This window comes from Candidatus Terasakiella magnetica, assembly GCF_900093605.1.
Taxonomy (GTDB): domain Bacteria; phylum Pseudomonadota; class Alphaproteobacteria; order Rhodospirillales; family Terasakiellaceae; genus Terasakiella; species Terasakiella magnetica.
Window position 1 is genome coordinate 786 of record NZ_FLYE01000001.1, and the last position, 14,534, is coordinate 15,319.

Below are 14,534 nucleotides of genomic sequence, written 5' to 3' on the forward strand. Positions count from 1 at the left end.
ATGAACTTTTTTGATCGGACTGGACAGTCGCCATATTCTGGGAAGGCGGCTGGTACCATTTATAAGCAGGACGAAGCAAGCATCGTTCTGCCTTCTGATTTCAATATTGCAACTGTGCAGTTTGAACGATTAGGTCCTGATCTCAAGATCATATCTGCCAGTGGTGAAACAATCCTCATCACCAATTATTTTGCCAACGGCCAAGCTACCGAGATCATGTTGCCCAATGGTGTGGTGCTGCCCGCGCACATCATTGCAAAACTTGCTGGTCCCCTTGCGCCAAAACAGTTTGCCCAAGCTGCTGGCCCCGGCGGGGCCGAAGCTATTGGTACGGTTGAAACCGCTGATGGTTTGGTGGAAGTTGTGCGCGCGGATGGTCGTCGTGAAACTTTGGCGGTTGGCGATGCTGTTTTCCAAGGTGATGAGCTGGTCACAGCTGATGGTGCGGCTGTGGGGATTATCTTTGCCGATGAAACCACTTTCGCCCTTGGCGAAGCCGGACGTATGATCCTAGATGAGATGGTCTATGATCCGGGTGGGGACGAGGGCTCTTTAAACATGACGCTCTTAAGTGGAGCTATGACCTTTGTGTCGGGCTCCATTGCCAAGGTTAATCCTGATGCCATGAGCATCACAACACCCGTTGCGACCATTGGTATTCGTGGTACGGCCGGTGTTGTTAAATCCTTTAATGGCGGGGCAGAGGCTGTTCTTTTACCAGAGTTGGCAGGTAATGGCGATGCGCTTGACCCCAACCAGCAAGGCCCCAATGTTGTTGTGGGGGAAATCCAGTTTGGTGATAAAATCATCAACAAGCCCGGCTTTGGTGCGACAGCAGATCAAAACGGCAATGTGAGTGAGCCGCGCCTTTATACCCCTGATGAGATCGGCCAGATGGCGGGGAACTCTGTCTCCAGCCTGCCTAATAGCGAAAACCTTATCCCACAAGGTATTTTAAAAGCCATCAGCAAAGGCGGGAAGCCTGAAAATAAACACACCGACGGCTTAAATGACGATCCAGAGATTGATAATGATACGGCTGATGCGCTCACCGATATCTTTAACCAATTTGCTGAGTCCGCCAGTAATATTGAAGCCTCATTGGCTTTGGCAGAAAGCGCGCTTGGTGATCTCGCGCAAGAGGCTGATGAAGCCGCTGAAGCGGCTGTTTTTAATCTGTTAGAAGAAATCAATGCAGAAGAGGTCGCCAATACGGCCTATGCCACTGACCTGCAAACGATCATTGATAGTATGACAACTGTGGTGGATACGGCCTCTACCACAGAAACGTCGGCCTCAACAGCTGCGACAAAAATTACCACATGGATTGAGGGTCAAACTGAAACAGGCACGCTGAGTTCCATCAGTTCGTCGGCCTCAACCATCAGCTCAACGGCTACCAGTGTGCTTGAAGCTTATGGGGCGGCAGCTGCCCTTGGTCAATCAGCCTCGGCAATTTCACAATTGGCGCAATCGGCTTTACTTTCCCTCACCACGCTGGATGATCCTTCCTTAATTATTGCGGAACTGCAGGAGTCTGTCAGTGAAGCTGTGAGTGCGGCTAGTGAAATTGCACTTGTTGTGGCAGCAGCAGAAACAGCGTCTTGGGCAGCAGCGCGCACCGCACTTACGGCTGCAGAAACCGCCATTGCCAATGGGGAAGATGGGGCTGCGGCTGCGCGAAGTGCCATTGTTGCCAGTGTTGATTCCGATGATGGTGGTCAGCTGACCTATATGGAAGAGGCCTTGCGCGATGCCTTGGGGACAAGTGGGGCTGATCGCGAACTGGTGACATCTTTTACCAAACGTGTTGCCAATATTGAAACGAGTTTTACAACAGACCTTGCCACGCTCGCCTCAGGGACCGAGCTTGAAAGTATTGTGACTGCGGCGAAAGATGTTGTTGTTAAAACAGCCCTTTCTGCGGCTAAGGCTGATCTGGTGATCAAGGCAGCATCAGCTGATGATATGGATGATCTGGCAGATGAAGCGCGTGTTGCAGGTGAAGATGCTTATGATTATGTCAATGGTGATGGCAGTAGTATTACAGGGTTGATCAGTCTGGCCAAAACCCACATTGATGCAAAGTTTGTTGATATTCCAAGCTATCTGACGGGTATTTTCACGACAGTACAGCAGAAAGTGACGGATATTGACAGTAAGGCGGATGCGGGGACGCAGGCCAACAAGCTTGTTTTTAACGCAACGTACAAGGCGGCTAATGATAAGGGCCATATCACGCAAGATGATATCAGTGATGTGATTGGTTTTATGAATGAGGCTAAGGTGGCTCATTCTACGGCGCTTGCCAAGCTGAGTGTTGAGGACGGCGATTTTGATGCTTCTTTAAAACTGCTTGATAAAGCCTCAGGTGAAGTTCTTTCAGCCCTGTTGGATTTTACAGCGCAAAACGCGCGTGCAGAAACCTATGAGAATGGTCGCACGAAGATACTAGAAGGTACGGACCTTGCCGTTAATGATCGTGATGCCAATGATTTTGATGATGATATTGGCTTTAATATCTCTAATGCGGCTGGGATTGACGGTCTTTCAGAAGCCAAAGCCTATCTTGAATATTTCACGGGCAAAGCAGCGGCAGATGGTAACCCCGCTGTTGTTGGTGCGGTTGAAAAAGCCCAAGGTGATTATGATCTGGCGGTGCAGCTTTCTAGTGATTTTCTAAAAAATGGTAAGCTGACGACAAATCTTGATTTTAACCTTGATACGCTTGATACGACCTATAGCGATGCCGCAGCCTTAACCAACAAAGACGATATCAAGGCCAAATTGGCTGGTATGGTCTTGATTGCAGAACAAAAACTGGCAGCAGAAACCACCTTGCAAGATTATGCCAAGCAATTGGTCGATGTGTGGCAAGGCGCTTATAATCAGGCCAACAACCTTGCGGGCAGTGAGCGTGCCAAGGCTAATGATCTTGATGATGTGCTCAGTGATGCCAAAGAGGCAGAAACATTGGTGCGTGAAGCCGCCAATGAGGCGTTAAAGGACCTGCTGAGCGCCCAAGGTGATGTGTCTGAGGCACAAAACTCCATTGCGGCCTGGGAAGCCAAACTGACGATTTTGCAAGCACGTGCGGAAGTTGAAGCCCAGCTGGCTATTGATGATGCGCTCAGTGATGCGCGTAAATTAGCAGAGATTGCTTTACAACAATCCGAAGTGGCTGAAGCCAAAGCCAAGGCCGCAGCTGTGATTGCAGGTAATATCGAGATTTCCGGTGATCGCGACCAAGACCTGATTGATCTTAAAGCCTTAAAAGGTGAGGCGCAAACCGCACGTGATAATGCGGAATTTGCCTATAAAGCCTTTGAAAGTGAAGTTGCGAAACTTGATCAGGATGATAAGCCGACCATTGATGTTGAGGTTAATAGCTATAATATCAGTGCCAATGACGGGGCCTTAACGCGGGCGCAGGCGATTAAAGACTATCCGGTGCCACCAAGTGATTTGGATGCAGCAATTTCCAACATCCAGACGCTTCTTGCTTCGACCAAAGCGGCCTTTGATGAGGCGGCAAAACAGGTCACGAGTGCTGAAAAGTCACAAGCGGTTGTCGATGCGGTAATCGCAGGTAATGTGGAAGAATTGCGCCTTGCCAAAGAAGCCGCTGCGGAAGCGGTGCGCCAAGCTGAGGCTGAAGCCATTGATGCAGCCATTGATCGCGCGCTTGCTGCCCAAAATGAAATTACTGCAGCCTATGAAGCCATTAAAGATATTAAATCCAGTGCCGAACAGGTTAAAAACCTGGGCGCAGATACCACAGCTGGCGCTGATAGTCTGACCCATTATGGCAATGTGGGCGACGATTTTGACGCCATTGAAACACGCGTTAGCCTTGTGGCTGGTGAGATCAAAAATGCCAAGGCGGAAGCTACAAGTGGCACAGGCACAGCTGAGAAAGCGCGCGGGTTTGCCAAAAGTGCAGAAGAACTTGCCAATCAGGCAAAGACCTTACTTGAAGAGGCCAAGGCGGACTTACAAGGTGCGGGTAAAAAGGTTATTGATGCGGTTCGAGACGAGATTGGCACAGAAGATGCCAATGGGGATTTCTCAGGCCTGCTCGATGAGTCTGCTGTTGAGAAAAAGAATGCCTCAGACCAGTTTAAACTGGCTGAAACTGCAGAAGGCGGGGTGGCAAATCTTTTCCCGCTCAGTGGGGGTAAAAGTCAGGTTGTTGCGATTTTGGATGCGCAACAGGCCCTTGATGATGCGGCTATGGCGGCGGAAGTTAAGGCCTATGTTGATTTTTCTGATGGGGATGATGGAACGGTTCCAGCGGCTAATTCCAAGCTCATGCAGCTTAAGGGCTTTGAGAAAAATGTAGCCGATACGGTGACACCTGCTTCTAATGCAGAAGATGCGGCTGATCTGGATGCAGATCGCGCGGATACACTTTTAGAGATCGCCAAGAAGGTTCTTGATCTATCGGCTCTAAAAGGTGATGCAGCTAACTTTGATAGCAGTGATTTTGGTGTTTATTCTGCGCGCGTTAAAGAGATCAGTCAGACCAATGGGCGTATCCATAACCATGTGGGGGATGCCTCTGAATCGGTTCAGAAAATCACCCAGATCAATAATGCGATTGAAAGTTACGAAGAACTCTGGTCGGCGATCCTAAATGCGGAAAATCAGGCGATTGAGGCAAAGAAAACAGCGCAAAAAGCCGCTGATGATGCCGCCCTTGATGCTGAAAATGCCGCTAAAGAACGCGCAGCGCAAAAAGAAGCGGAAGATCAAGCCGCCACAGCTCAGGCAAAAACCTTTGAAAGCGATGCTGAAATAGCACGTCTGGCAGCAGAAAAAGCTTTGGGCCAAGCCCGTGAAGCCGCGATTAACGGGGATCAGGAAGCTGCGCAAAGCTATCTTGATACGGTTCAAAAATATGCCGATGAGGCGCAAGCTGCGGCTCAGGCTGCTTCAAATGCAGCAGCGGGTCATGGTAGTGATGCGGAAACCGCCGCCCTTGGCGCGCGCGAAGATGGTGTGGCTGCCCAAGGTTTTGTGGGTCAGGCAAAAGCTGCGGTGAGTACTGCTGGTGATGCGGCCAATGCAGCGGATTTTTGGCGCAATGGTAGTGCGACTGCAAAAAAACTAACTGCGGCTGATGATAAGACATCTGCAGAAAATAACGAGGCTTCCGCCCAAGTTGCGGTGGGCAATGCGTTAGGCGATCTTGATACTTCGCGCGCAGCACTGACGGCTGCTGAGATCAAGGGCGCGGCCTCGCAAGCGGCTTATAACAGTCTGGTGGATGCAGCCAAAGAAGCCAACGATAAGGCCAAGGATATTTTGGCAAAGCAGGGCGGGGATGAAAGCCATGCGATTTATCGTGCGTGGAATGCGGCGGCTAAAGCGGCTGATGATGCCAAAGATAACGCCTTTGATGCGGTTAGTGATGCGGTGCAATCATTAAAGGATGCGCAAAGCCGTTTTGAGGTTTCCCAAAGTACTTATGAGCGCGCGCTAAAGGCAGCCAGCAGTGCCGCAGACCAGCTTGCTGATGCGGTTAGTGATGCGGCCTTTGCCTCTGTCTTTGAACAATTGGGCCGTAGCGTATCTGAAGCACAAGTGGATTTCAGGCTATCAACGGCGCAATCTGATCTTGATGACTTGCTTGAAAGCATTTCTGCGCGCCTAAATGATGTGAGCACGAAGGCGACGACAGCCAATGTCCATGCTCAGGATGATGCTGATTTTGATCTGGCAAAGGTACGTGATGCTTATGATAAAGCAGATAGTACAGAAGATGCGCTTGGTCTTTTAGCACAAGCCCAAACCAATAAAGAGTCTGCCGATAGCCTTTATGCCAAAACCCAGACGGACCTTGAGCTTTATTATGTTCAGCTTGATAAGGTACAGTCTAACGGGGTGATGATTGACGGTGGCACGCTGGCTGATTTTGATGCCTCAGCCAAAGGCAACGCCACATGGCTTAAACTTGATAGTGACAATGTGATCCATAGCTCAAGCTTTGAGAAATACGTTGCAAGCCTTGCCAGTGTTGATTTAGCTGGCAAAAAAGCTGATCAAGCTGCACAGTCATTAGAGAGTGTGCGCGCCAAGGTGCAAGAAATTTCCCAGATCGTCTCTAAGGCGGAAAGTTTAGCTGGGGAGAAATTACTCGCAGCAGAAGCCGATCTGGATAAAGCGCAAGAAGCCTCCACCCAAGCCCTTGAGCGTGCAGAAAGTGCCGCCCATGATGCGATTGATTCAGCCTTAAGTGCAACCACGGCAGTTGATGCTTCCATGGATGGGCTTAAAGTCATTTTAGAGGGGCAGGCCAATCAAAATGTAACTGACGCGGCAGACGCCCTTGATCGTGCCCTTACAAAAATCACCTCCGTGCAAAGCGAGGCCACAGGCTGGCGTGCAAGCGGCACTTCTGTCACCTCAGATGAAATAACAAATGTTCAGGCGATCTTTGGTGATATCGCCTCAAGTAACCCCACAGACCTGATTGACCAACTTGTCTTGGCGCACTCAAAGATCAGTGCGGCTATTACGGCTGGGTTTGGGGCCAATACCTATGCGCGTGATGCCGCCCTTGAAGTGCAAAAAGGCTTAAACGCGCTTTTAGAAGAAAAAGGCGTTTCTTCTGATCTTTCAGATGATGCTGGTGCGGTGGTTTCTGCCCTTGAAGCGGTGGATCAACTGAGCACAGCAATTACTCAAAATGCTACCGCGCAAGGCTCTTCCATTGCAGCAGGCACAGATGCAGCGGGCATTACAGCTGCAAAAGCAACAGCGGCTGCGGCTAGCCTTGTCGCGCAAGCTGCGGAAAAAACGGCGAGCTTTGCCGGGACTGCACAAACTGCGGTTAAAACCGTTTCTGATATTCAGGCACAAAAATCCCTCGCCGACGCCGATGACGCCTCGCGCAGCCAGATTGAAGCCGATATTGAGGCCATCACAACAGCTGCGCGTGAGGCTGAAAGTGCTGTGGGCCAAGCCAAAACGGCTGCAGGCGAGGCCCTTGCGGCCTATACGGGGGCTAAAGGCGAAAAAGACAGCGCCCAAATTCATGTGGATAATCTGTCTGCCAAAGCACAATTTGCCCAAGATGCCAAAGACAAACTGATTGATTTTGAAGCTGCAGACAAGGTGGTGATGGAAAATGCCACCCATCTGAGTTTTGTTGAAACCGCTTATGGTTTTGATACGGATGAGGCCACCACGCGGGCCAAGATTGATGGTGACAGCACCATTAGTGATAATTCCATCGTGAGCTTTAGCGATGGCACCCATACGTTTATCTATGTCAAAACAGAAAATGCCGACCCTTATAAAGATTTCTTTATTGAGCTGAGCAATTACACCGCCCCTGTGAGCGCTGATAATATCGATCTGGTTAATGGCAATGATTATAATAAAATCTTTGGCACAGCGGGTGATGATGACTTAACGGGCCTCAATGGGGGGGCGGATAATGTGGCCGATGCCATTGACGGTTTGGGTGGGGCAGATACCATCTCAGGCGGTGTTGGTGGGGATGCCTTTGTCTATCATGGCTATACGGACCTTCAGTCTAAAGCCTCCATCCTTGATGATCTGGCAAAAGCCAAATCGGCACTGGCTGAAGCCGTTTCAGCCATGGAAAATGCCAAGACAGCCTCAGATAAAGCCACGCAAGCCCATCTTGATACCAAAGAGGCTATTGATGAGCTCCTGCTTGATGTCAAAGCAGCAGCTGATCTTGCCAATGCAAGCTATGAAACGCCAGCTGATTTTAGCGGCTTTACAAATACATATGATGACACAAACGCTATCACGTCCGACTATCTGACGTATCTTGAAAATACCTTTGATAAAAGCAAAATCCAGACGGAATTTTTGCGCGATGATGTCTCAACAGTCAATGTAGATGAAAGCGATCTTGATGGGGACGGGGTGTCTAACATCAAGGAAATCGCCAACGCGCGCAAATCCGCCCTTGAACAAGCCCAAGAAAGCCAGACGCAAAAAGACATTGCGTTGACCAATAAAACAACGGCCCTAGCTGAAGAAACAACCGCGTCAAACAGCGATGATGAAGCCCTTGGCCTGTTAAATTCTGCGACCACCACGCGCGCGACCTTTGATCAAACCGAAAAGCTATCGGGCTTTGTGGTGCAAAGCGATGCCTATGCTACAGATGTAGCTGATGAGATCAGCAACGGGGAAAGCGCAGCCAATGCCGCGCAGGTGGCTGCCCAAACAGCGGCGGATCGTTCCACCGATATTGATACCTATCCTGTTGCCAGTGAGCGCGAAGCCCAAGCACGCAGTTTTGCCACTGAGGCCCAAGCCCAGCAGGTTTTGGTCGAAGCGGCAGAAACCAACGCCTTTAGTGCTTTTAAAACTTCTTATGATGCGCTTATTAAGGCCTATGATGTGGTGGGGGATTCTGCAAATGAGCTCACCGCTGAGCTTGGCGCTATTGGCACCACATACACCAGCCTTGATCAGGCCATAACAGCGCACGCAAACCTGAGCGCGCCTGATAATGATGTGGCCCTTGATGCAGAAACAGCTGCCTTTACAGCCTATGAAGATGATTATAGCGATCTTGCAAGTGCGCTTAAGACGCAAATTGCCAATAAGTCCCTGACGGATTTACAAAAAGAGCTGGTCTTAAAGGCTGAAAGCGTGGTCAGTGATGCGCTTGGCGAGCTTAAAGAAATTATCGGTCATCACGCAGCTGCGACCAATTCTGCCTTTAATGCGGATGCTTCAGCCGATAACGCAGCAAATGCAACCCTTGCCATTGCCAAAGCGGTTGAAGCCTATGAGGCAGAAGCTGATCAGGCAAATAGTGATGCTGCCAATGCAGCACAAAGCGCAAATACAGCGGCTGATGATAATGATGCACAAACCGCAACAGATGCAGCCGGGCTTGCCGATGCGATTGAGGCTGATATCACGAGCGTTCAGGGCAAAATTCAGGCGCTGATTGATGGCAATCTGGAAAGCAACAAGGGCGTTTTGGGCAGTACAACCCACACAGACCTTGTTAACCAGTTAAGCACCTTGAAACAAACAGCAGGTGATTTGCTCAGTGATGTCAGCGCGGCAGAAACAGCGGCGAAAACAGCAGCGTCAAATGCACAAGGCTATGCGGGCGAGGCCAATACGGCTGCCAGTGTGGCTGTGGACCCCAATGCAGCCGGCGCTGTGGCCCAAGCCAAGACACTGGCCCAAACCGCGCAAACCGCAGCTGAAAATGCCCAGGAAGAAGCCCAGATCACCTTGGCAAACCGGTCTAATCTTGAGCGTATGCAAGGTGATACCGGCGCGCTTGAAGATGGTTATAGCCAGCTTGAAAGTCTGGTTCAAAACAAGATTGATTTGGCTAAAGAAAAGGCCGAGGCCGATGCGGTGCCGATCGCTCAAGATGATGCTTTGGAAGTTAATGAAGATACAGCGCTTATTCTTGATGATTTGATCCTGTCAAATGACAGTCGCGCAGATAACGGCGCGCTTAGCATCATCAGCTTTAGCTCGCCCGCCCATGGTGAGATTACGCAAAATGGGCAAGGGCAATATGTCTATCAGGCAAGCGAGAATTATGCCGGAAGTGACAGCTTTACCTATATGATCTCCAATGGGGATGGCAAGTTTGCAACCGCGACCGTAAGTGTTGAAATTCAGCCGCAAAATGACAGCCCCATTACGGTGACCGATTATGCAACAGCAGCCAATGAGCTCACCACGGTGAACATGAGCTTGTTGCAAAACGATATTAACCTTGATGAAGGTGATCAGCTCAGCATTACAGCTGTCGATACAACAAACGCTAAGGGAAGCGTGACCATCTTGGATAATGGGCGTGTGGCCTATACCCCTGATCCAAGTGATCCGAGCATTGAGGCTTTGGGCAGTGGCGATACCTTACAGGTCAGCTTTACCTATACGGTGAGCGATAGTGGGGGCTTGACCTCTACCGGGACCGCCTATGTGACCATTACCGGGACGAACGATTTACCGGTGATTAGTGATATTGCGGCAAGTTTTGCAGAAGACACGGCCTTTACCTTTTCTGAAAGCCTGTTTGCAGGGGGCTTTGAAGATCTTGAAGGCGATAGTTTATCACATGTGCAGATCACCCAGTTGCCTGCCAAGACGGTGACAGACGCCAATGGCAATAGCTATCTTGATAGTGATGTGGGCACCTTAAAGCTTAATGGCACGGACGTTAACCTGTTTGATGTGATTGAAGCCAGCAAACTGGCCCAGCTTGTCTTTACCCCGGCGACTGATTTCTTTGGTGAGCTGAGCTTGCAATGGAAAGGTTCTGATGGCACCACTTATTTAGATACAAATGGGGCTGCCCAGCCTGTTTTTTCTGAAAATGAAGCTTCCTTAAGCTTTACAGTTAATGCGGTAAATGATGCCCCAAGCGGCAGTGCAAGTGTGGCTGTGAGTGGGGATGAAGATAGTGTCATTACGGGCACGATTGGGGTGACAGATGCTGATGGGGATGCGCTGTCTTATGTGCTTGATAGCACGGCAAGCCCATCCTATGGCACGGTATCGATTAACGCGCAAACGGGTGAATATAGCTACACACCAAATGAGAATTATGCCGGGTCTGACAGTTTTGCTGTGATTGTGAGTGATGGAAACGGTGAAAGCCTGACCCAGAGCGTGAATGTGACGCTTAATGCGGTAAATGACACCCCCACAGCCATTGCATTAAACAATCTCAGCTTTGATGAAAATGAGAAGGGCGCAGTTGTAGGCCAGCTGAGCACAACAGACCCTGATAGTGGGGATCGTCATAGCTATAGTGTTAATAATCCACTGTTTGAAGTGGTGCAGGGCACTTTAAAACTTAAAGATGCCTATGATTTGTCTTATCGCGATACTCAAAGCGTTGCCGTGACGGTTACAGCAACGGATTTAGGCGGTAAAACAACAAGCCAGAGCTTCACCCTTGGCGTAAATGACGTTAATGAAGCCCCAACCGATATTACTTTATCCAACGCCTCTGTTTTTGAAGCAGAAGCTGGTGCCTTTATCGGTAGCCTAAGCGTGCTGGATAAAGATGCGGCTGACCAGGATGACACCACTGCCTTTACCTATATTGTCTCAGATGAGCGTTTTGAGGTGGTTGAGGGCGTGCTCAAGCTGAAAGATACCATCAGCCTTGATGCGGAAAGTGAAACCTCTATTGAACTCACCATCGATGCGGTAGATACGGCTGGAAATCATCTGGAGATTGACGGCTCCACCCAAGCCAAATCCTTCATTATTGAGGTCAGCAATATCAATGACGAAGGCCCAAGTGTGGTCAGTAGCGTCAATGCGCTCGATTTAAATGGATCAACGGATTATCTGGATGTTGGGCGCGGGAGTGATGCGAACCTTGCGATCACAGGTGATGTCACACTTGAAGCTTGGGTTAAGTTTGATGCTTTACCTAGCTCAATGGCTCCATTATTCACGTTTGAAGCGACTGGAGAGTCGCTTGATACAAATATTTTATATACTTTCATGGTCGGCAGTTCCGCTAACCTTTGGGTCCTTCATGAAGTAGATTCTTCAGGCAGTAATACTGGTGGGGCATCTTCTCCAAATGATGTCGTCGTTTCAAATTCTTGGCACCATTTTTCTGCTGTTCGTGATGACCTTGCCGAAACATGGACCATCTATGTGGATGGTAGTATTGTTGCAGGGCCATATGATTATAGCGGAGATGGTAAAGCAATAGGAGGTGTTTTATCTTCCCTTTATATTGGGGGTGATCCTCTTAATTCTGATTATATTGATGGTCAAATGGCTGATGTGCGCATCTGGAACACAGCGCGCAGCCAAGATGATATTCAGGCCAATATGCATCAAATTATCGACCCAAGCACAGAAGGGCTGGTGTCGAATTGGATTATGGACGGTGATGGTACTGTTCAGACGATCTATGATGTAACAGGTAATGCAGATGCGTCTGTTTCAGGCACGCCTTCTATTGTGGATACGGGGCCTGCGCTTGAAGGCTATACGGTTCAAGAAGGCTATAAAGAAGATTCTGAGCCGAGCGCACCCTTTAGCCAAATCGGCCTAAGTGATGCCGATAGTGCTACCCTTAATTCAGCCACGGTCAAAATTACCAACCTGCAAGCTGGTGATGTCTTGAGCGCGAGCGAGTTTGGCGGCGTGAATGTGGCCTATGACGCCACAACAGGGACGCTCAACCTTTATGGCACGGGCACGGTTGCGGATTATCAAAATGCCCTTCGCAGCGTGACCTATCAGACAAGTTCTGACACGCCCTCACTCACACCGCGTGAACTTCAGCTGGTTGTTTATGATAATGACGATTTTGCCAGCAAGCCTGTGAAGGCGGTGATCCATGTTGAAGCCAGCAATGATGCGCCGCGCATAAGTGATGCATCACTTATCGCAAACCTTGATACAATCGTTGAAGATGCGCCTGAGAGCGCTGGGACGCTTATTAGCGAGCTGATCACCCAAACAGGCGCGCTTGACCCGGAAGGCGACCCGGTTGGGATTGCGGTGGTCGGCGTTGATGAAAGTAACGGTGTTTGGGAGTCTTCCATTGATGCGGGCAGCAGCTGGGCCGTTGTTAAAGGTGTAAATGCCACTGATGTTATGCCGCTTGGCCCTGATGATTTGATCCGTTTTATCCCGAATGAAAACTATTTTGGCGAGGCCCAGATCAGTTATCGTTTATGGGATGGCACTGAAGATAGCGCAGGCACAGGCGCGATTGTCTCTGACCACCTTGATATGGCCTATGGCGCAGATGTCCTTAATGCCAAGATCACAGTGACATCGGTTAACGACGCCCCTGTCTTTACCTCAACACCGCAGACGATTAACACGGTGTCTCATACAAGTGCTTATACGGAAGATGATTCGCATCCTGATGTAGTGGTGCAGAAAGATGGTTCATACGGTGTCTTTTGGACGGCAGATGATGCAGGTAATGGCCATTGGAATATGTATGGCCAGCTTTATGATGTGAACGGCTTTAAACATGGCGATGTGTTCAGCATCAATGGCGATACGGCAAACCAGTATGACAAGGTCCACCAAAACACCTCCTTTGCCACAGCCACGCCCGATGGGGGCTATATGGTCAGCTGGTTTACAGATGATGGGGCATGGGATATTCATGCGCGTAAGTTTACGGTTGATGAAAATGGCCCTGTTTTTGATGATGTGATTGATGTCACGGATGCCAGCAACAGTTCTGATCCCAATGCCTCTTATTACACAACGGGTGATCAGATCCATCCGATTGTTGTCAGTCTGGGTGATGTTAATGGGGATGATGTAAATGATTATCTCTATGTTTTTCAGGATAACCGAACCAGTCCGTCACGTGAAAACTTTGCCAAGGTAATTGATGAAAATGGCGGCCTTGTTGTTTCTGATTATCTGGTGACCAAAGGTGTTAGTGGCACAATCCACGAGATGAATGACGCTTTTGCCTTTGATGATGGCACTGTTGGGTACCTCTGGCAGACCTATGACGGTGTGCAATGGGATGTTTATTATTCGCGCAGCAACTATGATGGCACAGTTGTCGTCCCCCCGATAAATGTTGCGACAACGACTGAGCATCAACAAACATGGGCAAATATGACGCAGCTGGATAATGGCAAATTAGCTGTTACCTGGATGAGTGATTATGATGAAAGCGGCTCAGCCTATAACGCTTATGCAACCATCTTGAATGCCGATGGGGTTGTTAATGAAGATGGCAATGCCTTTTTACCTGAGTTTATGATCAGCACATATACCCAAGGCCAACAGTATATGCCATCTGTCAGTGCGCTGAGTGACGGTGGTTTTATCACGGTTTGGCAAGGGTTTGACGGAGTTGGTGGTTACGAGACTTATGGTCAGCGTTTCGATGAGGCAGGCGACGAGGTTGGCGATGAATTTATCGTGACCTCTACAGGAAGTTATGATGCGATCCGTCCAAGTGTTTCAACATTGCCAAATGGTGATTTTGTCATTGCATGGCGATATGTTGAAACGGGTAACCAAACTATCGAAAGCATCACCTATACGGTTGAAGGTGTAGACACCCCCGTTCCAGCGCCTGCAAAAATCCGCCATGAAGTGGTGGAAGATACGGTGATCTCCGGTTCAATTAGCGCCACAGATGTGGATGTGGCGCTGGGTGATGAGTTGACCTATCAGGTGCAAACTGATGGTTTACACGGCACAGCCACCATTGATCCGGTGACAGGGGCCTACACTTATACGCCAAATGATGGCTATGCGGGTGAGGATGTCATCACCTTTAGCGTCACCGATAGCGCAGGTGCGGTTGATACGCAGAAGGTTTATGTTAAATTCAGCGCTGTTGCTGATGTCCCGAACCTGAGCGTAAATGATGCCATTACAGGTGGAGAAGCTGTTGCGCTTGATATCACTGCAACGCTGAATGATCTGGATGGGTCGGAAAATCTACTGATTAAGATCAGTGGTGTGCCTACTGGTGCGGTGCTGTCTGCCGGGACGGACAATGGCGATGGCAGCTGGGATTTGTTACCGGCTGACCTTAC

General features: G+C 49.5%; 1 protein-coding gene (only partly in view). It reads left to right on the top strand.

Going from position 1 to position 14,534, the window contains the following annotated elements; all coding sequences use genetic code 11:
• A protein-coding gene (locus MTBPR1_RS17910; RefSeq protein ID WP_069185507.1) for a tandem-95 repeat protein crosses the window boundary here: on the top strand, window positions 1-14,534 show its 5' end (the start). 23,746 nt of this gene lie beyond the right edge of the window; only the first 14,534 of its 38,280 coding nucleotides appear in the window; it begins with the start codon at window positions 1-3; the stop codon falls past the right edge of the window.